General features: G+C 61.3%; 25 protein-coding genes. 10 read left to right on the top strand and 15 right to left on the bottom strand.

What is annotated here, in order from left to right; translation table 11 throughout:
• From MAMT_RS01400 to MAMT_RS01410, 3 genes are all read right to left on the bottom strand, one after another.
• Window positions 1–150: roadblock/LC7 domain-containing protein (locus tag MAMT_RS01400; protein ID WP_178086841.1), on the bottom strand; the 150-nt coding region annotated here is incomplete at its 3' end.
• A gap of 147 nt (window positions 151–297) precedes the next feature.
• Complete coding sequence (locus tag MAMT_RS01405) at window positions 298–807, bottom strand: GTP-binding protein (protein ID WP_142659163.1); 510 nt, start codon at window positions 805–807, stop codon at window positions 298–300.
• Window positions 800–1,648 (bottom strand): DUF4388 domain-containing protein, encoded by an 849-nt coding sequence (locus MAMT_RS01410; protein WP_142659164.1) that lies wholly within the window; start codon window positions 1,646–1,648, stop codon window positions 800–802. Before MAMT_RS01410 ends, MAMT_RS01405 begins: the two co-directional genes overlap by 8 nt.
• A 220-nt stretch (window positions 1,649–1,868) precedes the next feature.
• Here MAMT_RS01410 and nadC point away from each other — a divergent pair, with 220 nt between their 5' ends.
• The 3 genes from nadC to MAMT_RS01425 are packed head-to-tail and all read left to right on the top strand — an operon-like array spanning window position 1,869 to window position 4,247.
• Entirely contained in the window at window positions 1,869–2,738 is an 870-nt protein-coding gene (nadC, locus tag MAMT_RS01415) for a carboxylating nicotinate-nucleotide diphosphorylase (protein ID WP_142659165.1), read from the top strand.
• A gap of 26 nt (window positions 2,739–2,764) precedes the next feature.
• Window positions 2,765–3,709 carry a homoserine kinase gene (thrB, locus tag MAMT_RS01420; protein ID WP_178086842.1) on the top strand — a complete coding sequence of 315 codons (945 nt, stop codon included), beginning with the start codon at window positions 2,765–2,767 and terminating at the stop codon, window positions 3,707–3,709.
• Window positions 3,699–4,247 (top strand): cytochrome C, encoded by a 549-nt coding sequence (locus MAMT_RS01425; RefSeq protein WP_142659167.1) that lies wholly within the window; start codon window positions 3,699–3,701, stop codon window positions 4,245–4,247. Before thrB ends, MAMT_RS01425 begins: the two co-directional genes overlap by 11 nt.
• Window positions 4,248–4,259: 12 nt before the next feature.
• Here MAMT_RS01425 and MAMT_RS01430 read toward each other — a convergent pair whose 3' ends face one another.
• Window positions 4,260–5,204, bottom strand: coding sequence for a histone deacetylase family protein (locus MAMT_RS01430; protein ID WP_142659168.1), 945 nt, complete (start codon window positions 5,202–5,204; stop codon window positions 4,260–4,262).
• A gap of 185 nt (window positions 5,205–5,389) precedes the next feature.
• Between MAMT_RS01430 and MAMT_RS01435 the strand changes: the two genes are divergently transcribed.
• Window positions 5,390–6,250 (top strand): menaquinone biosynthesis family protein, encoded by an 861-nt coding sequence (locus tag MAMT_RS01435; protein WP_142659169.1) that lies wholly within the window; start codon window positions 5,390–5,392, stop codon window positions 6,248–6,250.
• 124 nt (window positions 6,251–6,374) lie between these two features.
• The gene (locus MAMT_RS01440; protein WP_142659170.1) at window positions 6,375–7,163 is read left to right on the top strand and encodes a thiazole synthase; all 789 of its coding nucleotides are present in this window, start codon (window positions 6,375–6,377) and stop codon (window positions 7,161–7,163) included.
• Window positions 7,164–7,360: 197 nt separating this feature from the next.
• On the opposite strand, the gene MAMT_RS01445 is transcribed toward MAMT_RS01440, so the two are convergent.
• Together MAMT_RS01445 and dnaB are read right to left on the bottom strand one after the other, a co-directional pair.
• A complete protein-coding gene (locus MAMT_RS01445) occupies window positions 7,361–8,236 on the bottom strand; it encodes a YihY/virulence factor BrkB family protein (protein ID WP_142659171.1) in 876 nt (291 codons plus the stop codon).
• Window positions 8,237–8,609: 373 nt separating this feature from the next.
• Complete coding sequence (gene dnaB / locus MAMT_RS01450) at window positions 8,610–10,016, bottom strand: replicative DNA helicase (RefSeq protein ID WP_246186460.1); 1,407 nt, start codon at window positions 10,014–10,016, stop codon at window positions 8,610–8,612.
• 52 nt (window positions 10,017–10,068) lie between these two features.
• On the opposite strand from dnaB, the gene mnmG reads away from it, so the two are divergent.
• The 3 genes from mnmG (at window position 10,069) to MAMT_RS01465 (ending at window position 15,044) form a co-directional block, all read left to right on the top strand.
• A complete protein-coding gene (mnmG, locus tag MAMT_RS01455) occupies window positions 10,069–11,991 on the top strand; it encodes a tRNA uridine-5-carboxymethylaminomethyl(34) synthesis enzyme MnmG (RefSeq protein WP_512698669.1) in 1,923 nt (640 codons plus the stop codon).
• Window positions 11,988–12,683 (top strand): rhodanese-like domain-containing protein, encoded by a 696-nt coding sequence (locus tag MAMT_RS01460; protein ID WP_142659174.1) that lies wholly within the window; start codon window positions 11,988–11,990, stop codon window positions 12,681–12,683. Before mnmG ends, MAMT_RS01460 begins: the two co-directional genes overlap by 4 nt.
• A gap of 75 nt (window positions 12,684–12,758) precedes the next feature.
• Window positions 12,759–15,044 (top strand): ComEC/Rec2 family competence protein, encoded by a 2,286-nt coding sequence (locus tag MAMT_RS01465; RefSeq protein ID WP_142659175.1) that lies wholly within the window; start codon window positions 12,759–12,761, stop codon window positions 15,042–15,044.
• Here MAMT_RS01465 and MAMT_RS01470 read toward each other — a convergent pair.
• On the bottom strand, window positions 14,966–15,970 hold the full coding sequence (locus MAMT_RS01470; RefSeq protein ID WP_142659176.1) for an L-histidine N(alpha)-methyltransferase: 1,005 nt from the start codon (window positions 15,968–15,970) through the stop codon (window positions 14,966–14,968). The genes MAMT_RS01465 and MAMT_RS01470 overlap by 79 nt on opposite strands.
• Window positions 15,971–16,014: 44 nt before the next feature.
• Here MAMT_RS01470 and MAMT_RS01475 point away from each other — a divergent pair, with 44 nt between their 5' ends.
• Entirely contained in the window at window positions 16,015–16,749 is a 735-nt protein-coding gene (locus tag MAMT_RS01475) for an SDR family NAD(P)-dependent oxidoreductase (protein ID WP_142659177.1), read from the top strand.
• Window positions 16,730–17,359 carry a riboflavin synthase gene (locus tag MAMT_RS01480; protein WP_246186461.1) on the top strand — a complete coding sequence of 210 codons (630 nt, stop codon included), beginning with the start codon at window positions 16,730–16,732 and terminating at the stop codon, window positions 17,357–17,359. The genes MAMT_RS01475 and MAMT_RS01480 overlap by 20 nt, the downstream gene beginning before the upstream one ends.
• Before the next feature lie 12 nt (window positions 17,360–17,371).
• Here the strand turns inward: MAMT_RS01480 and argF are convergent, their stop codons facing one another.
• From argF to MAMT_RS01520, 8 genes are all read right to left on the bottom strand, one after another.
• Window positions 17,372–18,280, bottom strand: coding sequence for an ornithine carbamoyltransferase (gene argF / locus MAMT_RS01485; protein ID WP_142659178.1), 909 nt, complete (start codon window positions 18,278–18,280; stop codon window positions 17,372–17,374).
• Between the two features lie 124 nt (window positions 18,281–18,404).
• Window positions 18,405–19,646, bottom strand: coding sequence for an aspartate aminotransferase family protein (locus tag MAMT_RS01490; RefSeq protein ID WP_246186462.1), 1,242 nt, complete (start codon window positions 19,644–19,646; stop codon window positions 18,405–18,407).
• 46 nt (window positions 19,647–19,692) lie between these two features.
• The gene (gene argB / locus MAMT_RS01495; RefSeq protein WP_142659179.1) at window positions 19,693–20,559 is read right to left on the bottom strand and encodes an acetylglutamate kinase; all 867 of its coding nucleotides are present in this window, start codon (window positions 20,557–20,559) and stop codon (window positions 19,693–19,695) included.
• Between the two features lie 70 nt (window positions 20,560–20,629).
• Window positions 20,630–21,844 (bottom strand): bifunctional glutamate N-acetyltransferase/amino-acid acetyltransferase ArgJ, encoded by a 1,215-nt coding sequence (gene argJ, locus MAMT_RS01500; RefSeq protein WP_142659180.1) that lies wholly within the window; start codon window positions 21,842–21,844, stop codon window positions 20,630–20,632.
• Window positions 21,841–22,872, bottom strand: a complete 1,032-nt coding sequence (argC, locus tag MAMT_RS01505) for an N-acetyl-gamma-glutamyl-phosphate reductase (RefSeq protein WP_142659181.1) — start codon at window positions 22,870–22,872, stop codon at window positions 21,841–21,843. The genes argJ and argC overlap by 4 nt, the downstream gene beginning before the upstream one ends.
• Window positions 22,873–22,942: 70 nt before the next feature.
• Window positions 22,943–23,338 carry a 30S ribosomal protein S9 gene (gene rpsI, locus MAMT_RS01510; protein ID WP_142659182.1) on the bottom strand — a complete coding sequence of 132 codons (396 nt, stop codon included), beginning with the start codon at window positions 23,336–23,338 and terminating at the stop codon, window positions 22,943–22,945.
• 7 nt (window positions 23,339–23,345) lie between these two features.
• Window positions 23,346–23,777: a 50S ribosomal protein L13 gene (rplM, locus tag MAMT_RS01515; protein WP_178086843.1), complete on the bottom strand. Its 432-nt coding sequence runs from the start codon at window positions 23,775–23,777 to the stop codon at window positions 23,346–23,348.
• A gap of 216 nt (window positions 23,778–23,993) precedes the next feature.
• On the bottom strand, window positions 23,994–24,401 hold the full coding sequence (locus MAMT_RS01520; RefSeq protein WP_142659184.1) for a bacteriohemerythrin: 408 nt from the start codon (window positions 24,399–24,401) through the stop codon (window positions 23,994–23,996).
• Window positions 24,402–24,612 lie beyond the last annotated feature (211 nt).

The raw sequence follows: 24,612 nt of genomic DNA on the forward strand, positions 1-24,612 counted from the left end.
CGCCATGGCGGCAAGGCGATTGGCATCCCCCGCGTTCATCGAGTGAGCGATCGGGAGCCCATCGGTGGTAGCGACCAGAGCAGCGCTCAATTCGGGCACGCTCGTGCGAAGTCGCCCCAAAAGAGTATTCAAGTCATCTGCAACAGCCATGTTGTCGTTCTCCTCCTCTTCGATTTCCTCTCCTCGGGAGCCCACAGCGGCAAAGCTGCCACCGCTCCTAAGAATTGGACGGTAATTAAGAGTAGAGGAAAGCCCTCTTGACAAGCAAAAAGTGCGAGGCGGCGTTTCCCCTGCAGACTAGGCTCGCTCGACACAGTCGAAGAGACGCACCAAGAGTTCGGTGGCGCTTTCGAGATCGGTGGCGTTGATGGGTACGGCCGCCGCCGGATCCAGATCGAGATACGAGGCGACTTCCTTGCCATCCCAGCAGTTCGGATGATCCTGGTGCGTGATCCCTAGGACGAGCGGGACCGGGTTCCGAGAGAGGAGATAGTCATAGATGCGGCGTGCTTGCGGGAAGTGGGTGGCATCCTTGCCGGAGACCAGAAGGAGCACGCCCAGAGCACCGTCCAGCAGAATTTCCCAGGTGAAATCGAAGCGCTCCTGGCCGGGGGCGCCGAAGAGGTGAATGGCATACTGGTCGAGCTGGAGTTGACCGAAATCCATGGCGACGGTAGTCGACCGATTGGCCGTGGAGCAGGGGACATCGGTGTTCACCACCGGAGACTGACTCAAAGTCTGGATGAGGGTGGTCTTGCCGGCGCCCGACGGTCCGGCTACGAGGATCTTGATCGCAGTTTCATTCATACATTTTTTCGAGAATCCCGCGGAGTCCGGCGGCGATTCGAGCCAGAACGCCGCGGCGGGGTTGGACCGTCTTCTGGACCTGAGTCGCCAGAGCCGTGGGAGACGGTACCGGGGCGGACGAAGGGGGGATAGGCGGCAGGGCAGCCTCCGGGGCGACTACCGGTTCAGGCGGTGGAGCCGCCGTCGGTTCCGGAGCGGAGGGGGCGGGCGGAGAAGGCGGAAGCTGCGGCAGAGGGGGAGCATCGCCCGGAGGCGCGGGTGAGACCGTATGCGAAGGAGCGTGCAGCGGAACGATCACGCCCAGGACCCGCAGTTTGAAGAGCTCAAGCTGAACGTGCGGAAGCGGGATGCCGAGGGTGGCAACGATGTCGCTTGCGCAGACTCCGGAGCGGAGGAACCGTTCGGCGCTGACCCAGAAGGCGAGCAGGTCTTCCGTCAGCCACGGGGTCGTCTGTTCCGCCGCACGGAAACGAGTGCCGGGATGCGGAAGATGGGCGGCGACGCGCTCCGGAGAGCGGATGGCGGCCAGGGAGGAGAGCAGAATCTGGTCGAGGGGGATCGATAAGCCGCCGAGCGGCTCGCCCATGCCCGCGCTCCCTTCCTGAAAGACGAAGGAGGCTCGTTCGTTGGTGGAAAGTCGTTGGATCGCCGAGTGCAACGCAAGCGTGTCGGGAATCGGCCCGTCTGCTTCGGAAGCGGAAACAAGCTTCCCCGCGGACAGGCTGAACGAGAAGCGCTCCCCTGTGGCTTTGTCCGTAATCTGTAATTTCCCGTTTCGATCGCGCAGCAGCCGAAGAATTTCCGGGAAGGGGAGTTCGCTTAGGTCGCCGGAGAGGGGCATGGATGATCGTTGGCGTTTCGGCGGAGGACGCCGCTCAGCGGATGGCCCCCGCGTCGAGGCCCGATGCGGCTTCCTCGTTTGGCTTGGGGGGTAGGGCCCTTCACGAGTCTGCAAGTGAAGACCCCTTTTGACATGACGATGGTTCTCTCGCAAGGAGAAAGAGGCTCCTTTTGATAGGATGGAGCTTCCCTCTTTTCGCCCCGTTCATTAGCCTTGGGCAATGCATCTGCTGGGAGAAGAGGCTCGGGAGGCCGTCCGCCGAGCCCTGCAGGAGGATTTGGGCCAAGGGGACGTGACTTCCGACGGCTTTCTTCCGAAAGAGGCCTCTTGTCGGGCGGAGATCTTGGCCAAGGAGCGGGGAGTCGTCTGCGGGCTGCCGGTAGTGCAGGCCGTCTTTCGGGAAGTCTCCCAGGAAGGTCTGCAGCCGGAATGGGCATGCAAAGAGGGCGCGGTCGTCGAAGCCGGAACGACGGTCCTGTCCGTGTCAGGGCCGGCGGCGCAGATTTTGGCCGCGGAGCGAACCGCGCTCAACTTCCTCCAGCATCTCTCGGGTGTGGCCACGCTCACCCGGCGATTCGTCGAAAGGATCGATGGGACGGGGGCTCGACTTCTCGATACGAGGAAGACGCTTGCGGGCTTGCGCTCGCTGGAAAAGTACGCCGTCCGTTGCGGCGGGGGGGGCAACCATCGCGTTTCGCTCGGGGACCATGTGCTGGTGAAGGACAATCACTTGTCGCTGCTCAAGGCGGCCTACCCGAATTCGTGGAGCAAGGAACTGGGCTTGCGAGCGGATCGGATTCGCCGTTTGCGGCCGCTGGTCCGCGTCGAAGTGGAGGCGCAAAGCCTGGAGGAGGTGGCGGAGCTCCGTTCCCTCCCGCTCGATCTCCTACTCCTGGACAATATGAGCGTGGAGGAGTTGCAGAGTGCGGTCCAGATCGTGGACGGACGCATGCGGCTCGAGGCTTCCGGAGGGGTCTCCTTGGAAAATGTTCGTGCGATCGCACAAACCGGCGTCGACTTCATCTCCGTCGGGGCATTGACCCACAGCGCGAAGGCGATGGATTTTTCTTTGCGCGTGACGATATCATGACTCCTTTCGCAGTTGCTACGGCGCTTATGGATTCTCTTTCCGGGCGTGGAGGGGAGGAACAGGCCGGACCGGTCGAATGCCGGGTCCGCGTGCCGGCAACGACCACGAACTTCGGACCGGGCTTCGACACGTTCGGAGCCGCCTTGCGGTTATATAACTGGATTGTGTTGCGGGTCGGTGGCTCGGAGCCTGCCGGTCCCCCGCATCCCATGGTGCAAGAAGCGGCGGCGGCATATGCCAGGGCCGCGGGCTCCTCGAGCCCGCCCTTCGAATGCACGATTTCCGGCGATGTTCCTTGCGCGAGGGGCTTGGGAAGCAGCGCCACGGTGCGCGCAGGAGTCTTGGTGGGATTGAACGAGGTTCGGGGACGGCCTCTCTCGCGTGAGCAGCTGGTGGCGTTGGGCAGTGAGCTGGAGGGCCATCCCGATAATGTTGCGGCCGCGATCCTCGGAGGATTCACGATCTCCACCGGCGGAGGCCAGACGCGAGTGCCGCTGGGAAGCCGGTTGGAATTTGTCGCTTTTGTCCCCGAGATGGAGATGGAGACCAAATGGGCCCGTTCGGTCCTGCCTCAAGCCGTTTCGCTGCCGGACGCGGTTTGGAATCTGCAGCGGGCAGCCCGGATCGCCGCTGCCATCTGCTTGCGCCGATACGAAGAGTTGCGCGGGCTCTTCGAAGACCGCTGGCATGAGCCCGCTCGGGTCGAGCGCATCCCGGGATGGGAACAGATCAAGAAGAGCGCCTACGAAGCCGGAGCCCTCGGGTTTTACCTGAGTGGAGCGGGCTCGACCCTGATGGCGCTTGCGGATGGGCGCGGGGCAGAGGTGGCGGAGGCAATGACACGTGTTGCGTCGAGTGCGGGATTAACGGGAAGCTGCCTGCAAGTGAAGGCGGAAAATCGGGGCGCCAAGGCATGGGTGCGACACCTTCCCCGACGCGTCGTACATGGAGGAAGGAAGCATGTTTCTTAGGTGGTCGCTTCATGTCGGGCTGATTGCGACGACGATCGGGCTCTTCTGCGGGAGGAGTTGCTTCGGACAGGATGAGGAGTTTTTGCGACAACTTCCGGATGAGCCGATGGAAACGGCTACCGCGGAAAAGGAGCGACCGGCCGAAAAAGGACCGGGAGAGCGAACCGGGGAGCGAATCCAGCATGGAAAATATCTCGTCGAGGCCGTCGCTCTCTGCAGCGAGTGCCATACGCCCCGCAATGAACGAGGGGAGTTGCTCCGCGACAAATGGTTGCAGGGGGGATTCGTTCCAGGGCTCGGCACAGAAAGCATCGGCTCGCTCGTGCGTGAGGCACCTCCCATCGCGGGCCTGCCGGAAGGGTGGAGCCAGGCGGACATGGTCCAATTCCTGGAGACGGGGATGAACCCTGCCGGCAAATACCCACGACTGCCCATGCCGCCCTATCGGATGAGCCACGCGGATGCCTTGGCGATCACACTCTATCTCGAAGGACTCAAAAGCAAGCGAGCGGCCCCGGAGCCCAGCGGGCCGCCCTGAAGACGGCGGAGGTTATTTTGCCTCCAAGGCGCAGAGATGCGCGTCAAGGCAGCGGGCTAGGGCGTCGAGATGATATCCCCCTTCCAACACGGAAACGAGCCTGCCGCGGCAGTGGCGGTCAGCGACCTCTCGAATGAGGGTCGTCATCTCCGCAAACCCCTCTTCGCTGAGCAGAAGATTGCCTAAGGGGTCATCCCGATGCGCATCGAATCCCGCGGAAACGAGAACGAAGTCGGGCTGGAATCCATCGGCGGCGGGAAGAACCTTTTCCTCGAAGGCAGTTCTGTATTCGGCGTCGCCCGATCCGGGCCTCATCGGCAGATTCAAGGTAAAGCCCTCTCCCTCCCCTTTTCCTCGTTCCGAGGCATGACCCGTGCCCGGATAGAGCGGCTGCTGATGGAGGCTGATGAAAAGGACGGACGCGTCCTCCTCGAAAATCTCCTGCGTGCCGTTTCCATGGTGAAGATCCCAGTCGAGAATCAGGATGCGCCGATAGCCATGTCTCCTCTGTGCATACCGAGCCGCGATCGCTACGGTGTTGAAGAGGCAGAAACCCATGGCAGCATTCGGCCGGGCATGGTGGCCGGGCGGCCGGACGAGTGCAAGAGCGTTGGCCGCTTCTCCGGAAGCGACTTGGTCGATTGCCGTCTCTGCCGCCCCAACCGCCAAGAGCGCAGTGTCGAAAGAGTGCGGTCCCGCGAAGGTATCCCCTTCGTCGAGGAGAATCAGGCCGTTGTGCGAGGCCTCCTCGACCCGCCGGATATACGTCGGAGCGTGCACGGACCGAAGAAGATCGCTTTCCCCCATCCGGGGGTCGACCCAACGAATCGTTTTCGGGAGGGAGGAGCGCAGGCGCGGAAGGGTTGCCGTGATCCTTTCGGGACTCTCCGGATGGCCACGCGGGGTGGGATGTCGGGCAAAGTCGGGATGCGTTACAAGAAGGGTGGGAAGCGGCATAAGTCGATCGGATCTGGTCGATTCCTCCCGGAAGAAGCGAAAGAGGTGCTCTGATTTTCTTTAGCCGCAAGGAGGAGAGGGAGCCAAGGGAATTTATTGCATTATGGGGCTGCGGCAACACGGAAAAGAGACCCGAATCAACCCCGTGGTTGACTTCACGGCGGGTCCGTTGGAATACGAAAGAGATGACACAGAGTGGACAGAGGGAAATCAGCCTGGGGCATTCTCCGGATGCGGACGATGCGTTCATGTTTTACGCCTTGGTGGCCGGGAAGCTTCCGAGTGGGGCCATCCGGTTCCGGCAGGAGGTGACGGATATCGAGAGCCTCAATGAGTTAGCGAGGAATGAGGCCATCGATCTGACCGCTGTTTCCATTCACGCCTACGGCTTTCTGCGGGACAACTACTGGCTTCTCCCGTGCGGTGGAAGCATGGGAGAGGGCTATGGACCCCGTGTCGTCTCGGCGAAAAGCATGACCCGGGAGGAGCTTTCCCGCGCACGGATTGCCATTCCAGGGCGGAAGACGAGCGCAGTGATGGCCTTGAGCCTCTATCTTGGCATCGGGCCTGAGAAGCTTCCCCTCATCGTGCGCCCCTTCGATCGCATCTTGGATTCCGTGCGTTCGGGGGAAGCGGAAGCCGGCCTGGTGATTCATGAAGGGCAACTCACCTATGCGGACGAGGGGTTGGCACTCTGCGTCGATCTCGGCCACTGGTGGAAGGAGGAAACGGGCCTCCCTCTTCCTCTGGGAGGGAACGCGCTGCGCAAAACTCTGGGGATCGATCTTGCCAGGGAGTGCGCACGGCTGCTTCGGGAAAGCATTCGGTGGGGATTGCAGCACCGGAGCGAAGCCTTGCAATACGCCGCAGGGTTTTCCCGGGGATTGAGCACCGAAAAGCTCGATCAGTTTGTGGAAATGTACGCGAATGAACGAACCTTCGATTACGGCACCGAAGGCCGGCAGGCCATTGAGCTCTTCCTGAGGCGGGGAAGAGAAATAGGGATGCTGCCTGCCAGCGCGGGAGTCGACTGGCTCCCGGAATAGAAAAGAGAGGCGGGAAGCTCTTGCGTGCTTACGGTGTGCTATCGATGAGATTGAGAGATTCATCAGGATCCTCGCAAAAGCTCGCAGAAGGCGATAGGCCGTGCAAAATCGAACCAGCGGATAGATGAGCCCAAAGGAGAACAGTGATCCATTCCCGATTGCAGGCCGGACTTTTTCTTCGCGCTTGCTGATCGGCACCGGAAAATTTGGATCCCATGCCCTCATGGCGGAAGCGCTCGAGGAAAGCGGGACCGAAATCGTAACCGTAGCTTTGCGGCGGGCGGAAATGGGAGAAGTCCGACCGGAAGAGAATATCCTCTCCTACCTTGATCCGGAACGATACCTCCTCGTGCCTAACACGAGCGGCGCGGCAAACGCGGAGGAGGCGGTGCGGTTGGCCCGTCTGGGCGCCGCCGCCGGGATGCCACGCTGGGTGAAACTCGAGATTCACCCGGAAAGCCGTTACCTTCTGCCCGATCCGGTGGAAACACTCCTCGCCGCCGAGGTGTTGGTCCGAGAAGGTTTCGTTGTGCTCGCCTACATCAATGCCGATCCGGTTTTGGCGAAGCGGCTGGAGGAGGTGGGAGTCGGCGCGGTCATGCCGCTGGGCTCTCCGATCGGTTCGATGCGCGGCTTGGAGACCAGAGCCCAATTGGAAATCATCGTGGAACAGGCGGAGATCCCGGTCATCGTGGATGCGGGCGTAGGTGCCCCCTCCCATGCGGCCGCGGCCATGGAGATCGGGGCTGACGGCGTCCTGGTCAACACCGCGATCGCCGTCGCCGAGGATCCCTGTGCCTTGGCACGAGCATTCCGGATGGCGGTCGAAGCGGGTCGGATCGCCTACCGCCTTGGCCGATCGCCACGTCCGGCGCAGGCGGTCCCGACAAGCCCTCTCACTGCTTTCCTCTGATGTAACCAGCCTGTCTCACAAGCGTTCTCCTGCGGCTTGCTAAATGGGCCTGTCTGCTTCGTTGGGACTTGGTTTCCTTTCCTCGCAGGTTGTCGTCATACCGTTTCGGGGGAAAAATCTGCGCCCCGCCTTGCATCCAGGCCCATCGGCCCGCGCCTCGGGTACGAACTTTGTGAGCCATGCAGGTTGGCGCGACGTCATGTTGGGTGCCGGCGGTGGGTCGCGCGGCCGGAGCCGAAGCGGTATGCGTAGGCTCGGGTGAGTTCCGCGCCGAGAAAGAAGATCTGAGCGGAATAGTAGATCCAGAGGAGGAGGATGAGAAGAGATCCCACGGCGCCGTAGAGCGAGGCGATCGAGCTGTGGCTCAAAAAGAAGCCCAACCCGGAGCGACCGACTTCGAACATCAGCGCAGTTCCGATGCCACCGAAAAAAGCCTCCTTCCAGGACACGGGTCCTTGCGGCAAGACGCGGAAGAGAACCGCGAAAAGAAGCACGACGGCCAGGAAGGAGGTGAGCACCCGCGCGATATCATAAAAGGCCGGGTACCAAGGGAAGGCGTTGGAGAGCGGCTGGGAGAGGGCGTCCATGGTCGTGACCGCGAGCGGAGCGACGAGCAGCAACATCCCCACGACGGCAACCATCGCGAAGGAAACCGCGCGATCCCAGATCAGCGCAAGGAGGGGCCCCTGAGTCCGTTCGGTGACTCCCCAGATGGTATTGAGGGAGTCACGCAACTCGACGAAGACACCCGAAGCGCCAAAAAGCAGGGAAACGGTCGCGGAAAGAGCCGCCGGTGTACCGGGATGCGGCGGCCATGCGGTGGTCAGGAGCAGTTGAACCGCCGATGCCATCGGCGCTCCACCTAAGTCGTGAAGGGCCTGAGCAAGGTAGGACTGCGCTTCCTTCATGCTAAAAAGGATGCTCGTGAAGGAGAGGAGGAAGAGGATCATCGGCGCGATCGAAAAGATCGTGTAGCAAGCGAGGGCCGCACCCATTTTGGGAGCCTTGTGGCGAAGCCAGCCCTTCAGGGCATCCCCGAAGAGGAAAGAGACGCGAAGGGAAAAGCGACGCATCCGTCGAAGAAGATTTCCGAGCAAGGGCGAGCGTGCGTCGGAATGCAGAAAGAAGAAGGGGTGCAAGACGTTCCCGTATTTAGCCGCCGGGGCTAACCTGCATGGCTCACAAGCTTTCTCCTGCGGCTTGCGCAATGGACCTGTCTGCTTCGTTGGGACTTGGTTTCCCCTCCTCGCAGGTTGTCGTCATACAGCTTCGGAGGAAAACCTGCGCCCCGCCTCGCATCCAGGCCCATCCGCCGCGCCTCGGATACGAACTTTGTGAGACATGCAGGTGCAACTTATAGACGATCGAACGCATCCGGCCAACCCCCAACGGAGAGAAAGCCCCCACACCGGCTCTTTGGAGGCGAAGGAGCGAGAGACCTCGGGTCTAGCCGTTGTGGCGTACGGGATCCTCGAAACGAGTGTAAAGCGCATTAAAGCGAATCGCAATCTTGTCGGTCGGCCCATTCCGCTGCTTGGCCACATGGAGGGAATACGGGATCTCCGTCGGCGAACTCTCTTCTGGAGAGTCGGGACGGTGGAGCAAGAGGACCACGTCGGCATCTTGCTCGATCGCTCCCGACTCGCGGAGATGGTGAAGGGCGGGTTCCGCCTTGCCCTCTTCGACGCGCCGATTGAGCTGGGCCAGGACAATCACCGGGATATCCAGCTCCTTGGCGAGTCCCTTCAAGCCTCTAGAAATCTCCGCAATCTCGACTTGTCGGTTGTCGCGGGCCTGCGCGGAATCGGAACGAAGAAGCTGAAGATAGTCGACGATGAGCAGGTCGATCTTGTATTGATCCTTCATGCGGCGCGCCTTGGCGCGCAACTGGTGGATCGTGAGGCCGCTGGAATCGTCCAGGTAGAGGGGCCATTCCTGCGCATCGGCCGAAATGCGCCGCAACTTCTCGAGCGCCGAACTGTCGAGCTCGCCGCGCCGGATCTTCTGGAGGCTTTCGCTGGCTACGGAAGCGAGCAGTCGAAGCATGATCTGGGCGTTCGTCATCTCCAGGGAAAAAAAGCCGACGGGGTGTCCTGGCTGCACCCAGGCATCCTTTTCGGCATCGTACCGCTGGCGAATGGCCTGGCGTGCAAGGGTGAGCCCTAGCGCGGTTTTTCCCACTCCCGGGCGAGCGGCGAGGACGATCATGTCTCCCTTCTGCCATCCCGTCGTCAGGCCATCGAGCTCATAGAAGCCGGTGGGAATGCCAAAAAGCTTGCCCTTTCGCTGATGGAAGGAGTCGATGAGATCAAGGGCGCGCCGGAGTTCGACGGAGACCGGGGTGCTCGACCGAGTCAGGGACAGGTTCGTGACGCGAAAGATCTCCCGCTCGGCATAATCGAGCACGGAGGAGGGCGACTGCGGGTCGTCGCTGATGCGCTGGACGATGCTGCTGCAAGCCCGATGGAGATGGCGGAGAAGGCTTTTGTCTTTGACCATCTCCAGGTAGGTGCCAATGTTGAGATGGCTGGAAAAGGACGCGGTCAATTCGGCAAGGATGGCGGGACTCCCTACGTCCGCCGAAAGGTTGCTATCGACGAGGCTCTGGTGGACAGTGAGGACGTCGATCGCCTGGTGGCGCGCATCCATCGTTCGGAAGAGATCGAAAAGAATGCGGTGGGCGGGAACGAAGAAATCCTCGGACGAGAGAGACTCAAAGGCCTGATTAAGAACGAGATCTGGGTGGAGGAGCAACGAGCCCAGAACGGCTCGCTCCGCCTCTGCGCTATAGAGGACGGTAGGAAGAGGCGTTTCGGACCGTGACTCTTTGACGACAGTCTTGGCTCGGGACACGGAGCGAGGATATCCAAAAGGCAACAGGGGACCGAGCAAGAAACTCTTTCTCGTGAGAACTACGGGTTTGGAAGCGATGCATTGGCTCAAAGAATACGATGTGATCGTGGTGGGAGGCGGGCATGCGGGCGTGGAGGCGGCCTTGGCTGCGGCCCGCACAGGATGCGAGGTGCTGCTTCTGACCCTACAGCTCGACGCGATCGCCCAGATGTCCTGCAATCCCTCCATTGGAGGGGTGGCAAAAGGCATCTTGGTCCGCGAAATCGACGCGCTGGGAGGTGTGATGGCGCAGAATGCGGACGCAACCGGCATTCAATTTCGTATGCTCAACCGCCGGAAGGGTCCGAGCGTCCAAGCACCTCGGGCTCAGTGCGACAAGAAGGCCTACCAGTTTCGCCTGAAGGCGATCTGCGAGTCGACGCCCAACTTAGACATCCAGCAGGGCTCCGTCGCAAGATTGTGCGTGAAAGGCGATGCGGTGACGGGGCTTGTCACCGACCTCGGAATCGAATTTGCAGGAAAGGCTCTTGTTATTACGACTGGAACATTCCTTCGCGGACTGATCCATATGGGATCGGAGCAGCGGCCTGGAGGCCGGGCGGGCGAAGGAAGCAGCGGGTTGTCGCTCGAACTCAAGAAACTAGGTTTGGAAATCGGCCGTCTGAAGACGGGGACTCCGCCGCGGATCAACGGACGGACCATCGATTTCGCGGCCTGTGAGCAACAACCGGGCGAAGTCCCGCCTCCCACGTTTTCCCTTTGTCTCGATGAACTGGAGGGAGGGGACGAAGAGCTCTTCACCCTCAATCGGTGGGATGGGCAAATGTTCCACGTGGAACAACAGCCCTGCTGGATTACCTACACGACTTCGGAGACACATCAGATCATCCGAGACAATCTCCACCTCTCCGCCATGTACTCGGGGCAAATCCAAGGGGTGGGACCCCGGTACTGCCCTTCGATCGAGGACAAGGTAGTCCGATTCGCCGAGCGCGAACGACACCAGATCTTCCTCGAGCCCGAAGGAAGACATACCCAGGAGTTCTATGTCAATGGATGCTCGACGAGCCTTCCCTTTTCGGTTCAATCCGCTTTCCTCCGAACGATTCCCGGGCTGGAGAAATGCCACATCCTCCGGCCTGGTTACGCGGTCGAGTATGACTATTGCCCCGCCACGCAACTCCTTCCTTCCCTCGAAACAAAGCAGATCGGACGACTTTTCCTGGCAGGACAGATCAACGGAACTTCAGGATACGAAGAAGCCGCTGCGCAAGGTCTTATGGCAGGCCTCAATGCGGCAAGGTCGGTCCGGGGAGAGCCGCCGATCGTGCTGCGCCGAGACCAAGCCTATATCGGGGTTCTGATCGATGATCTGGTCACTCGTCCCATCCGAGAGCCCTACCGCATGTTCACGGCGCGCGCCGAGCATCGGCTCGTGCTGCGTCACGACAATGCCGACGTCCGTCTTTCCGACATCGGTTCGATGGTGGGATCCCTTTCGATACGGCGACAAACGAAGTGGCTTGCGAAAAAACGCCGCGTCGAAGAACTCTTGGAAGATTTGAACGAAGCCAAAACGGAGGGACGCACGCTCTTTGAATGGCTTCGGCGACCTGACTTTCGCTGGATGGACCTGCCGCAGCCGTTTCACAGCGTGGAGCCGGAGATCGCGGCGCATCTTGAATGTGAAATCAAATATGCGGGATATATCGCTCGAGAACGGGAGCAGATCGAGCGCGTTCGGGCGATGGAAGATCTCCTCCTTCCCGCTTGGCTCGATTTTTGGAGCGTCGTGGGTTTGAAACAGGAGGCGCGGGAAAAGTTGCAGCAAATCCGTCCGGCAACCTTAGGACAGGCGGCGAGGATTCCGGGAGTCAATCCGACCGACCTTGCGGTGCTCAGGATCGCTCTAAAAAGAGGAGCTCCCCATCGCACCTCCAGCGAAGTAGGCACTCTCCCAGAGGAACAACCATGACCACCGCACCGCGTTATCGGCTCCTTCTCGATTCTTTGCGGCAGCGCGTGCAGGAGATCTCCCCGGCTCAGGCCTTTCACTGGATGCGGGAGCAGAAAGGGGTCTGCATCGACCTGCGCCACGCGCGTCAATGGGTCGCGGGCCACCTCCCGGGCGCGATCCACGTGGAGTTCGGCCAACTGCCCGGCGAAATCGAATCGAAGATCCCGGCGGGTGAAGCGCCTCTCCTCTGCTACAGCAGATTCGGCGAACGGTCGCTCATCGCGGCAGACCTGCTCCGGCAAATGGGCTCTGCGGCTGCTTATTCTCTTGCCGGCGGCTGGGAAGCCTGGCAACAAGCGGGACTTTCCATAGAGGTCGGTGCCTTTCCCTCTTCTCCTCTCCCGGACGAGCGTCTGGCGGGGATCGCGCAGCTGCCCCATCTGATCGATTCGATCCGTCGCCTCTCTGCCGGACTGGTGCCCTCGGTGACCCCGTTCGTTCGCAAAGAAGACCGCTCCGTCATGGAGTTTCTCTGCATCGATCCCCAAGCCATGGAGCAGATCGTCCTTTCCGCCGACTCCGATGCGGATATTTTGGCTCGGCTCAAGAGAGAACTCGGACCCTCGTGGCCCAGCGATCACGCCATACGCGAGTTTAATGCCCGCGTTCTCCACCGGCGGAAGACGCCGGAAACCACGGATGACTCGTAAGCGGCGAGCCCGCAGATTTCCAAAGGCCAGTCTCGCTGCGATCCCCTCCTCTCTCATGCACGGAGCCCGGCGACCATGCGGACAAAGGAAATGCCCGATGCCGCTTCCCGCGAGGATACTGCGCGGCGGTCCAACTTCGCGCGCGCTCCTCTGCTCCTCCCCGCATTGATTTTCGCGGCCGGCTGCGCCTGGGGAGCCGGATCGCCGGCTCTCTTCTGGCCCAGTCTTGCGACCGTCGCCTTTTGGGGCGCTCTCTGGCTTCGAAACCTCTCTGCGCAACGATCGCTCCTCTTCTTCCTGGGAGCCCTATTCTTCGTGGGAGTCTACGGCGCCTCGTTTCACAGAGGATGGAGGCCAGCAGACGATCTGCGCCACCTTCCCCAGGCAAAGTTTGGAGCCGACTGCTGGTGGGAGGGAACGATCCAAAGCGTGCCCGTCGAAAAAGAACGCGCGGGAGAACGAACCACGACGGCAATCTTTGCCGTTCGTCGAGCATGGCTTTCCGGAAGTTGGCAATCCGCTTCCGGTCGGGCGCTCCTCGAAGTTCGTGCGGCTCCCGTCGGCGGCTTGACGCTCTCCCAGAGACTTTGGGTCCGGGGAGCCTTGCGGCGGCCCGGAGAGCCGCGCAATCCGGGAGATCCCGACTGGCGAGAGATCTTGGCTGTTCGTCATGTCGCCTACCGCTTGAAAGCAACTTGGAGCGACATCCGCCCCCTCAATCCCGGAAGCTGGCTCGGACGGCAAATTGGGATGGCAAGGCGCTGGGCTTCACGTCTCTTGCGGACGGGGATCGAAAGTGACCCGGAGGCGGTCGCCCTTCTTCTGGGAATGATTTACGGTCAAACTGGAGGGTTGCCGGCCAAAACCGAGGAGGACTTTCGGCTGGCCGGCGCCTATCACGTCTTCGCCGTGAGCGGGCAAAACGTCGGCGCCTTTCTCACCGTGGGCCTCGCCTTGCTCGAGGCAGGGAGAGTTTCTCGGTGGAGATGGGGTTGGGCTCTTTTCCCTGCTGTCGCCTTCTACGCATTCTTCTCCGGCGGCTCCGCCAGCGTGGGCAGGGCGGCGCTTCTCTCCTCGCTCGTCTTGGCCGCCTGGCTGATCCGCCGCCCCGTGAGCCTCTTGAACCTTTGGGGAGCCTGCCTGCTCCTTTTCCTCGCTCTCGATCCGCTTTCCGTTCAGGACGTGAGCCTTCAACTCTCCTTCGGCGTCGTCTTGGCGCTGCTCTTGCTGAGCGGGCCCCTCTCCCGATGGATGGCATCTCCTTTCGTGCCCGATCCCTTCATCCCCCGAAGCCTTCTTCCCCGCGCAGCGCGCTTCCTGGAAAGGGTGGGCGGAGGATTTGCTCTCCTCTTGGGCTCCTCTCTCGCAGCCTCGATCGGCGCCCTCCCGTTCGAGATCGTTCATTTTCACTTCGTCAGCCTTGTAGGCCCGATCGCCAATCTGCTCATTGTTCCGCTCGCCGAACTGGTGGTGACGGTCGGAACGCTTTCGCTCTGCTTGGGCGCGCTCTCTTCCCTTCTCGGAGTCCTTCTCAACAATGCCAACTGGCTTTTCGCTCATGCTCTGCTCGCCACGGTCGCCACGGCCGCGCGACTCCCCGCGGCGGGCATCGCCGTCGGGGACCCCTGGACTTTGCTCAGCGGAACTCCGGGCCTCCGGCTACTCTTCCCGGCAACCCCTTTGGGCTCCGCTTGCCTGGTTCGCCGGCAAGGGAAGGTGCTCCTGATCGAAGCGGGAGAAAGGGGAGTCCTCCTGCCGAGAATCGATCCGATCCGGCGCTTCTACGGGTGGAACTGGCTAGATGGGGCGATTCGAAGAGAGGGGAGCAGTTGGCGGATCGCCCCGCGCACGCCTTGGGGCGTGGAGGCAGCTTTCGCGCCCATGAAGCAGTTCTCCCTAACGAACACCCTTTGCCTGCAGCCTGTTGCGTACGCGTTCCCGAAAAGAGGCGCAGTCGATGCCGGAACTGCGCTGCTTTTTACGGGAAAGGAGCTGCCGCTCTTTGTTCTCTGCCTTGACCCGCCCTCCGGCGTAGAGGCGCCAAGCCCGCGACCAGGCACAATCGATCTTCTTTTGGCCCTCGGGCCCGCAGCGGCCACTCCTCGCCATCGTGCAACCCTCCAGGGCCTATGGCTCTCCTTAGGACCAAGCGGCGCTCTACTCGGGGAACTCGACCGGAAGGGGACGCCCAGAAAGGTCCGCAGCCTCGGGAGGTCCGCCGTCGAGGTCACTCTGGAGCCCGGTCGAATCCAGTTTCGGCCGTATCGCCAGCCGCCGCTCTCCTATGCCGCCGACCCCGCCCAAGAAGACAAAGGGGCCACGAGCCAAACCCCTTCCTCTCCCGAGGGCAGCGTCCAATAGGTGAGCGGCTCGAATCCGGTCGTCCGAAGAAGCCGGGCGAACCCTCCCGGCGTGAAGCGATAGCTCGAAAAAAGCCGAAGGGGCGCCCCCGCCAGAACGGACAGGGAGGAGCCGTCTTCCAGAATGATCTTTCGGTTCCTCTTCCACCGCACCGTTGCCTCATACCGAATCCACCCGTCCCGCTCCACGGCCTGCATCGCATAGCCCTCGACCATCTCCCGCACTCCCCAGTCGCGGAGCAGCTCAGTCAACCAGAGGCGGGTCGATCGGTTCGCATACTGCGGCAGGATTCGCTCGGCCGACGCCCGATAGTTCTGCTCGTTCTCCTCTGGAACGCGCACGAGATTGATGCCCAACAGAAGCCGGTCTTGGGGAGAGACCTGTGCCCGCAAGGCTCCCAAAAAAGAGTCAGGAGACAAATTGGGAATCAATCCGAAGGCGGTGATCAGACGGGTCATTCCCTCTCGTGGGGCGACCCGCCGAAGAAGATCCGGGAGCAGGACATCAGCCAAGACGAGCCGGACCGCTTCCCCGCGACTCCGGCAGAGACGGCCCGCCTCCAGCAGCAGGGCCAAGCTGCCGTCAATACAGACCCAATCCGGTTTCCAGGACCGAGCGCCGAGCGCCTCATAGAGAAGCCAGTCCTTTTCCGCGGTTCCACAACCGAGAGACACCAGCTGGTCGGGATCCTTCGAGAGGAGCGCCACAGCCTCCCTGGCGCTCCGAAGGTATAGCGTCCTTCCTTCCTCGGTGGAGAAAGGAGAGTAGCGCCGGAAAAGCGTCATCCAGAAGTTGGCTTGCCGGGCCGTCGCATAATGGAAGGCAGGAGCAATCTCGCCTTGCTCGAGGGAAGCCCGCTTCGCAGCAAGCCAAACCGAAGGGAGATGCGAAGCAGCGACTTCGAGGTGAGTGAATCCTATTTTCATGGCGCTTTACGCTCTTCTTCTTCTATAAGAAGCTGCGCAGGAGGATGGAACAATCGCAATGCAAAAAGGTGGCGCTGGTCACCGGGGCCGGGCGTGGTCTCGGCGCGGCGCTGGCTCGCAAACTGGGCCAGGATCGCTGGGCGGTTGCCGTGCACTACCACGCGAGCAAAGAAGGCGGACATGAGGTTGCCCAGCAGATCCGGGCAGCAGGCGGCGATGCCGAGGCATTCGGCGCGGACTTACGACATCAGGCAGAAGCCCAAACCCTTTTAAGACAGGTGGAGAGCCGATTCGGAGGATTGCGGCTCCTCATCAACAACTCGGGAATCTATCCGCCGGTCGGCCTTCTCGAAACCAGGGAAGAGGACTGGCAGATCGGATGGCAGACGACAGCGACGGCAATGCTGTTTACCACCCTGGCGTCTCTTCCTCTGCTCCGGGCTTCCGGGGCAGGCCGGATCGTGAACATCGGCGATTCCGCCTGCGACCGGCTCGGCGCAAGGGAGATGGCGCTCGGCTATCACATTGGAAAGGTGGGAGTCTACCTGCTTTCTCGCTCCCTTGCCAGGGAAGAGGCCCGACACGGCCTTACCGTGAATGTCGTCTCCCCCGGCTATCTCGAAGAAAGCGTCCACCTTCCCTCACTCTCCAAGATCCCCGCGGGTCGCTTTGGAACGCACGAGGATGTCTGGCGCGCGATCCAGTTCCTGATCGACGAGAAAAACAGCTATGTGACCGGCGCCCACATCATCGTCAGCGGTGGATGGAACCTCCGGTAGGTCGCTCATGTTCACCGGCATCGTCGAAGCAGTGGGGAGAGTGCAAGCGAAACCAACGGCAGCTCTTCCCGTACTCTGGATTGACGGCGGGAAGGTTGCAGAATCCCTTAAGCCCGCAGACAGCTTGGCGGTCAACGGTTGTTGCCTCACCGTGACGCAAAAGGAGGCAACCTCGCTGCGATTCGACATCCTCGAGGAGACCCTGCGACGAACCAACTTGGGCGGATTGGACAATGGAGATCTCGTGAACCTCGAACGCCCCGTCGCGGCCGGCTCCCGGATCGACGGCCACTTCGTGACAGGGCACGTGGATGGGCAGATCCGCCTCGTCGACATTCGACATCAGGGCGCCGAACACGAACTCTCCCTCGAGCGTCGCAAGGATTGGGAAACCGTGATTGTTCCCAAGGGGAGCATCGCGCTCGATGGCATCAGCTTGACTGTCGGCATCACGAAAGAAGATCGCTTCTCGGTCTGGATTACTCCCTTTACCTGGCAGGCAACCACTCTTCGGACCAGGAGGGCGGGAGATCTCCTCAACGTGGAGATCGACATCCTCGCCCGCTATGTTGCCGCTCAGTTGGGCAAGCCCCTGTCCGAGAGACTCTGATCCAGCGCTTCCTTACCGTGCTGTGAGCCAGCAAAGAAGTCCTTTTTGCACGTGGAGGCGATTTTCCGCCTGGTCAAAGATGTCCCGAGCCCTTTCCTCGAAGAGATCTCCCTCAATCTCTTTCCCCCGATAGGCGGGCAAGCAGTGGAGCACCAGCGCGTCGGCTTTTGCCCGACGCAGCAACGATCGATTGAGCTGGTAGGGAGCAAAGGCCTTTTCCCGAAGGGCGCTTTCCTCCTCCCGACCCATGGAGATCCAGACATCGGTATACAAGAGGTCAGCATCTCGAACCGCTTCGTAGGCCGATTCGGTTTGCACGATCCAAGGGTTCTCGACGTCGCAGAAGAAGGCGCGGGGAGCTCCGAAGCGGAGCTGAAACCGGAAAAGAGAGGCGGCCAGTGCCCAGGATCGGGCTACGTTGCAGGAGGCGTCGCCCAGGAACGCAACGGTCTTGCCCGAGAGCGGACCGCGCTTTTCCTCAAAAGTAAAGATATCCGCCAGAACCTGACAGGGATGCTCCTGATCGGTAAGGGCGTTCACGGTGGGAATCCCGCTGCTTCGGGCAAAGGTCTCGATCTCCTCTTGCGCGAATGTACGAATGATCGCGCCTTGAACCATCCGGCCCAGCACGCACGCCGTGTCCCCCATGGGCTCTCCCCGGCTCAGTTGGAGCTCGGCTGCGCTCAGGAACAGGGCGGAGCCGCCGAGCTGGCGGATCGCGAGTTCGAAAGAGACTCGAGTTCGCGTGGACGGCTTCCGGAAGAGAAGGGCCCATACTTGGCCCTGCAAGGGGAGATCTGACCCGCCCCCCTGGGCTCCACCCCGCTTCTGGTTCGCCACCTGTTCGAACAGGGCGCGGGCCTCGGCTTCGCGGATGTCGGTCACCGAAAGGAAATGGCGAGGAAGGTGAGATGAAGCCATGAGCGGGTCACACGATACGGGGTTAATCGCAACTTTCGGCAGGCCGCCTACAAACCATCGCCTCTTCCTCCGATGTGGCAGAGTTCGGGAGCCGCAAAAAGGCGGCGTCTTCCGACGGCGGAGATCAAGTGGTTTCCTCCTCCTCTCGATTGGCTGCGCCGAGAATCGCAACGGCCTCCGAGATTTCTTCCAAGGATACGTTGAGAGGGGGGAGAAGACGGACGACATTCTCCGCGGCGGGCGCAACCAGAAGTCCCCGATCCAACAACTCACGAGCAACCGTCCGGGCATCCCTCCGAACCTGCACCCCCAAAAGACCTCCCACCCCGGAAACCGATCGGATCAGTCCTCGATCCGCAGAGATCAGTGCTGCCAACTCGTTGTGCAGCCGTTCCCCTTTCTCCCGAATCTGCTCGCCGAGTCCATGTTCCTCCATGTGCTGGAGAACCGCGAAGGCAACCGAGCAGGCCAGGGGCGAACCGCCGAACGTCGAAGCATGGGAGCCCGGGCCGAGCAGATCCGCATACGGCTCTCGAATCCAAGTTGCCCCTATGGGGTAGCCGCCTGCCAACCCCTTGGCCATTGCAATTCCGTCCGGCAGAAAGCCAGTCTCCTTTCCCGAGCCTTCCAGGAGTCGCTGAAAGGCGAGAAACCGGCCCGAACGGAAAGCGCCGGTTTGCACCTCGTCGAAAAGCAAGAGCAGCCCATGGCGATCACAGATCTCGCGCAAACCCTCCAAATACGATCGGGTAGCGGGGCGGATCCCGCCCTCGCCCTGGATCGGCTCGACGAGAATCGCCGACGTCGCCGGTCCAACCGCTCGCTCCATCTCCGCCAAGTCAAGGAAAGGGACGTGACGAAATCCAGGCACCGGCGCGCCGAATCCCTGCCTCACCTTGTCCTGACCGGTGGCCGCCATCGCCGCCAATGTCCTCCCGTGGAAGGAGCCTTGTGCCGTCAAAATTTCAAATGCGCCACGTGGCTCTCCAAAGCGCCGAGCGAGCTTAAAAAGGCATTCATTTGCTTCCGCTCCGCTATTCGAGAAAAATACTTTCCCAGCGCCGATCCAGCGTACGAGGATCTCTGCCAGCTTCGCTCCCATCGGATGATAATAGAGATTGGAACAGTGAATCAGCCGACCAGCCTCCTGTTCCAGTGCCTCTGCGACGATCGGGCTCGCATGTCCCAAGACGTTCACCGCGATCCCACCGCAAAAGTCAAGATAACGGCGATCCTCTGCGTCCCAAAGGTAAGAACCCTTCCCTCGCACGAAGGCCACGGGGAAGCGGGAGTAGGAGGGGACGACAAACCGACCATAGCCCTCCAAGATCTCCGCAGTCCCAGGGTCAACCATACGATGGGTCATGAGAGGAGGGCCGGCCGGGGGGAACGGGGAGTGTCGGAATCTCGGTTCACAGCACAAGTTCCGTACCGACCCCGGAATCGGTGAATACTTCCAGGAGAAGCGCATGGGGGATTCGTCCATCCAAAAGGTGAACCTTTCCGACTCCGGCCCGAAGCGCCGCCAAGGCCGACTGCACCTTGGGCAACATGCCTCCCCGCAGCACAGCCCGCTCCTGGAGCACGGCGACGTCCTTGGGAGTCAGGACCGAGATCGTCGATTTGGGATCCTGCGGATCCCGAAGCACGCCGTTGACGTCCGTCAAGTAGACCAGCTTTTCCGCTCGCAGGGCAGAGGCCAGGCAGCCGGCAGCGGTATCAGCGTTGATGTTGTACAACTGGCCGTCCTTTCCGCGTCCGAGCGGAGAAATGACGGGAATGACGCGCTCGGCCAAGAGCGAGTCGATCGACTTCTCGTTGACGGAATCCGGCTCTCCGACAAATCCCAGGGTGCTCTGCTCTCCATGAAATCCGGTCATTCCCAATGGTTTCACGGAAAACACCCCTTGGCCGAGAAGTTGCCGCGCCTTCCCGCCCAGACTCTCCAGCGTCCCCACCAGGGCCGGGCCGACCTCATGGCAGAGCACGCGCTCGATCACCTGCAGGGTGGCGGCGTCAGTGATCCGCAAGCCTTCCACAAAGGAAGATGAGATCCCCGCCTCTTTCAACGCGCGGCCGATCGCGGGTCCGCCCCCATGGATCAACACCACGTGAATGCCCACCGCCTCGAGCAGCACCAGATCTCGAAGGGTGTGGCGCACCAACTCCGCATCGTCCATGGCGGCACCGCCGTACTTCACCACGAAGCGCGCGTTGCGGAAGCGCTGCACGTAGGGCAGCGCTTCGAGAAAAATCTTAGCCTTATCCGCAGGTGTCATAGGATGGCTCGGAGAGCGGAGCAGCACTACCGTAGTAACGGAGCCCGCGCCTCACAAGAAAAAGCGGAGGCTATTCCCCCTTGTTGATCCGAACGTAGCGTTCGGTCAGATCGGTGGTCAGGAGCCGGAAATGCCCGGATCCGATTCCCAGGTCGATGAGAATCGTAAATTGGGGCAAGCGGACCACTTCTAGCAAAAGTCCCGCCGGAGTTCGAGAGCGCCGCGCTCCGCCCGCGACCGCCTGCACCCCGTTGTAAAAAATATCCACCCGTTCTCCATCCACGGCGGCTCCCGAATAACCGATGGCGGCTAAGAGCCGTCCCCAATTGGGGTCCTCTCCATGCCACGAGCATTTGACAAGAAGCGAATGAGCCACCGCCCGAGCCACGCGTTCGGCATCGCGATCATCGGCAGCCCCTTGCACCAGAATTTCGACCACTTTGGAAATTCCCTCGCCATCCTCCACGATCATGCGCGCCAATCGGCCCATGAGGAGCGAGAGCGCCGACTGGAAGAGACGAAAATCTCCGCTCTCCAGAGTTAAAGTGGGGTTGCGGGCCAAGCCGTTGGCGAAGAGCAAGACGGTATCGTTGGTCGAACAGTCTCCATCGATGCTGATCCGATTAAAGCTGTCGGCCACAGCCCGGCGCGCGGCGGCGGCAAGCGCTTCTTCCGAAACATCTCCGTCGGTCGTGATCACGCAGAGCATCGTCGCGAGATGCGGATCGATCATGCCCGCACCCTTGGCGATGCCGCCCAGAAAGAGCTCCTGCTCCCCCAAGCTGACCCTGAGCCCCATCTTTTTGGGATAGGTATCCGTCGTCAGAATTCCCAACGCCGCATCGTCCCCGCCCTGAGGGCTGAGCTGCTCGATCGCCTCATCGATCCCCCTTCGCACCTTCGCCATCGGCAACGGGATGCCGATCCGGCCGGTCGAGCAGACGAACACCTCCTCGGGCGGGCAACCGATTCCAGAGGCCACCCGGTTGACCATCTCCGTTGCGTTCGCCATCCCGGCCGGCCCGGTGCAGGCGTTCGCATTGCCGGAGTTGATGACAACGGCGCGTCCTACGCCCCGCGCGGCATGCCCCCGCGAAAGCAACACCGGCGCGGCGGGCAGCCGGTTCTCGGTAAAGAGCCCCACGACACGCCCAGCCCGCTCGGAGCAGATCAGGGAAAGATCTTTCTCCCCGCGGGCCTTGATCCCGCAAGCGACCCCGGCCGCCTGAAAGCCGCGCGGCGTCGTGACACTCCCTTCTTCGACCGGCGTAATATCTTCGGTCACCGCAAGAGCCCTTCTTCCTCGGGAAGGCCGAGACGGAGGTTCATCGCCTGCACGGCTTGACCCGCCGCCCCTTTCCCCAGATTGTCGATTGCGCAAAAAAGCAGGAGACGACGATGCGCCCCGTCATATTCCAGGGCAACCTCCGCTCGGTTCGTCCGGACAACGTGGCGGAGGGCAGGAAGCTCCCCAAGCGGCAACACGCGAACGAAAGCATCGGCTCGATAGGAAGACCGGTAGTGTTCATGCGCCTCTTCCGGACCGATGTCGGCCCGGAGGGGACAGACGATCGTCGAAAGGATGCCCCGAGCGAGCGGAATCAGGTGAGGCACAAAGGCAAGGTCGACCTTCCGGCCCGCCAGCCGATCGATCTCCTGCTCCATTTCGGCCACATGCCGATGGCGGGGGACCCCGTAAGGACGCGCATTTTCGCTCATCTCGCTAAATAGGAGGGGCACTTCCGGCCTTCTCCCTGCTCCCGAGGTTCCGCTGAGCGAGGAAGCGACGATCCCCTCCTCACGCAACCAATCGGCGGCAAGGGCGGGGTAGAGAGCCAGGAGAATGCTGGTTGGGTAGCATCCAGGCATCGCAAGCAGGTCCGCCTGACGAATCTGTTGCCGGTGCAGCTCCGGCAGGGCGTAGACCGCCTGGGAAAGCAGCGTCGGAGCAGGGTGAGACCACCCGTAATCGACCTCGTACTGTCGTGGATTCCGCAAACGAAAATCCGCGCTCAGATCGACGACAATCTTGCCCGCTTCTCGCAGCGGGATGGCATATTCCGCAGCGGCTCCGTGAGGCAGAGCCAAAAAGACAAGATCCGCCTCGCAGAGCCGAGAGATCTCCGGCTCCTCGAAAATGAGCCGGCCGGCCGCATCCGGCAACCCCGAGATCACCTTGTCCGCTCGCTCTCCCCGGCGCGTACGGGAGGTCAAGAGCGAGAGAGCAACCCCGGGATGACGAGAAAGAAGCTGAACGAGTTCCTCCCCCGCGTAGCCCGCTGCGCCGACCACGGCAACTCGGTACGACCCCATGATGGTGCCCGTTTCGGGGAGAAGGCAGCAGTCGGTCTGCCCTGGCTTCTTCTCGGTGAACGAAGAAGCGTTACCGCTTCGAAAATTGAAACCGCTTCCGTGCGCCCGGTTGACCCGATTTCTTTCTCTCCTTCATCCGGGGATCTCGGGTAAGGAGGGAGGCTTCCTTAAGTTTCGGCCGGATTTCCGGTTGCCACCGCACCAGGGCCCGGCTCAACGCCAGACACAAGGCATCCGCCTGACCCGTCAAGCCGCCGCCTCGTACGCGGGCTTCGAAATCGAATTTCTTCAGGGTTTCACTGAGTTCCAGGGGTTTGTAGACGGCAAGACGCTGGGCGGATTCCGGAAAATAGTCCTCGAGCAGCCGCCGATTCACGTGAAAGATCCCCGTCCCGGAAAGGAGCTTCACCGAGGCAACCGCTGTCTTGCGCCTGCCCGTTGCCTTCCATTCACTTTGCGTCGTCATAACCTTGTCAGAGATTCGGTGCGGCTACGGGCTGCTGAGCGCCATGCGGATGCTCCTCGCCTACGTAAACATGAAGCTTCTGGAAAATTCTTCGCCCCAGCCGATTGTGAGCAATCATGCCTTTCACGGCGTGTTCGATCAAAAATGCGGGCTTCTTCCCCCGAACGTCCCTCACCGTATCGGAATGGTGACCGCCGATGAAGCCCGAATACCGCATGTAAGTCTTGGTCACCTCTTTTTTCCCGGTAAAGCTCGCCCGCCCCGCATTGATCACGACGACATGGTCACCCGTGTCGACGTGAGGCGTATAGTCAGGCTTGTGCTTGCCGCGAAGCAAAACCGCCGCGCGCTCCGCAATCCGACCCACGGGTTGATCCGCTGCATCCAGTATGTACCAAGAACGCCGAACCTCGGCGGGTTTCGCACTAAAACTTTTCACGGGAAGAAAGACAATAAGGAAGCGAGAAACGACTGTCAAGCCTGCTGCATCCACTCTTCTTGATTCCCGCGTTCCTTCCCCCGTTTCTTCCTAAGCCGCCATTGCTCACAAAGTTCGTAGCCGAAGCGCCGCAAATAGGCTTGCATTCGAGAAAACACGACGGGGCCGGGCACGCAGCGCGCCCGACCCCGCACATCCCGAGAAAGGCTCCTCCGGCTAGACGATCCCCTTGCCGTTCATGTGAGGGCCATAAGCCTTGTCGATGTTTGGGATATGGTTGTAGAGCCAGTCCCTTACGAAGGCGGTTGTCTCCGGGGTCACCTCCGCCCCGCCCTCATGGAACTTCTTTTGCAGATCTACACAGGTCTCGACTAGCTTATCATGCGCCGCTTTGTGGGCCGCCAGTCCGGGATAGCCGATCTTCTGCATGTTCGCTTCTTCCGAGGCAAAATGCTTCGCGACCACATCGATCAGCGAGTCCAAGGCCGCTCCGATTGCTCCTCGGTCTCCCGAGACAAGCGTCGAGTCCAGGTTGTTCAGCCTCTCGAAGAGGGACTGATGCTCTTGATCGTGAACGGAAACATTCGTGCCGAACTGTTCTCGTGTCCAAGTGATGAGTGCCATAAGGCGAGTTTTCTCTTCGCCTGATTCTTCGGTCAATCTTCCCCCACTCGGTCATCCCACGGTATTAATTTAGCATGAAGTTCAGGGTGGTAACCGGTCTTTCCCTCAGGATGTGCGCGGGCATTTCCTCAGTTCTCGATCCAACGCTTTAGCCTGCATGTCTCACAAGGTACGTACCCGAGGCGCGGCGGATAGGCCTGGGCCCAGATTT

This window comes from Methylacidimicrobium tartarophylax (assembly GCF_902143375.2).
Taxonomy (GTDB): Bacteria; Verrucomicrobiota; Verrucomicrobiia; order Methylacidiphilales; family Methylacidiphilaceae; genus Methylacidimicrobium; species Methylacidimicrobium tartarophylax.

What these genes read in the sequence shown, in the direction of transcription:
- MAMT_RS01475 (WP_142659177.1), top strand. Translation starts at nt 16,015, where the DNA reads ATGGAACAATCGCAATGCAAAAAGGTGGCGCTGGTCACCGGGGCCGGG.
- nadC (WP_142659165.1), top strand. Translation starts at nt 1,869, where the DNA reads ATGCATCTGCTGGGAGAAGAGGCTCGGGAGGCCGTCCGCCGAGCCCTG.
- MAMT_RS01460 (WP_142659174.1), top strand. Translation starts at nt 11,988, where the DNA reads ATGACCACCGCACCGCGTTATCGGCTCCTTCTCGATTCTTTGCGGCAG.
- argB (WP_142659179.1), bottom strand. Translation starts at nt 20,559, where the DNA reads ATGACACCTGCGGATAAGGCTAAGATTTTTCTCGAAGCGCTGCCCTAC.
- thrB (WP_178086842.1), top strand. Translation starts at nt 2,765, where the DNA reads ATGGATTCTCTTTCCGGGCGTGGAGGGGAGGAACAGGCCGGACCGGTC.
- argC (WP_142659181.1), bottom strand. Translation starts at nt 22,872, where the DNA reads ATGGGGTCGTACCGAGTTGCCGTGGTCGGCGCAGCGGGCTACGCGGGG.
- MAMT_RS01470 (WP_142659176.1), bottom strand. Translation starts at nt 15,970, where the DNA reads ATGAAAATAGGATTCACTCACCTCGAAGTCGCTGCTTCGCATCTCCCT.
- rpsI (WP_142659182.1), bottom strand. Translation starts at nt 23,338, where the DNA reads ATGACGACGCAAAGTGAATGGAAGGCAACGGGCAGGCGCAAGACAGCG.
- argF (WP_142659178.1), bottom strand. Translation starts at nt 18,280, where the DNA reads ATGGCTTCATCTCACCTTCCTCGCCATTTCCTTTCGGTGACCGACATC.
- MAMT_RS01435 (WP_142659169.1), top strand. Translation starts at nt 5,390, where the DNA reads ATGACACAGAGTGGACAGAGGGAAATCAGCCTGGGGCATTCTCCGGAT.
- MAMT_RS01410 (WP_142659164.1), bottom strand. Translation starts at nt 1,648, where the DNA reads ATGCCCCTCTCCGGCGACCTAAGCGAACTCCCCTTCCCGGAAATTCTT.
- MAMT_RS01520 (WP_142659184.1), bottom strand. Translation starts at nt 24,401, where the DNA reads ATGGCACTCATCACTTGGACACGAGAACAGTTCGGCACGAATGTTTCC.
- MAMT_RS01405 (WP_142659163.1), bottom strand. Translation starts at nt 807, where the DNA reads ATGAATGAAACTGCGATCAAGATCCTCGTAGCCGGACCGTCGGGCGCC.
- MAMT_RS01445 (WP_142659171.1), bottom strand. Translation starts at nt 8,236, where the DNA reads ATGCGTCGCTTTTCCCTTCGCGTCTCTTTCCTCTTCGGGGATGCCCTG.
- MAMT_RS01440 (WP_142659170.1), top strand. Translation starts at nt 6,375, where the DNA reads ATGAGCCCAAAGGAGAACAGTGATCCATTCCCGATTGCAGGCCGGACT.
- MAMT_RS01425 (WP_142659167.1), top strand. Translation starts at nt 3,699, where the DNA reads ATGTTTCTTAGGTGGTCGCTTCATGTCGGGCTGATTGCGACGACGATC.
- MAMT_RS01490 (WP_246186462.1), bottom strand. Translation starts at nt 19,646, where the DNA reads ATGACCCATCGTATGGTTGACCCTGGGACTGCGGAGATCTTGGAGGGC.
- MAMT_RS01430 (WP_142659168.1), bottom strand. Translation starts at nt 5,204, where the DNA reads ATGCCGCTTCCCACCCTTCTTGTAACGCATCCCGACTTTGCCCGACAT.
- MAMT_RS01465 (WP_142659175.1), top strand. Translation starts at nt 12,759, where the DNA reads ATGCGGACAAAGGAAATGCCCGATGCCGCTTCCCGCGAGGATACTGCG.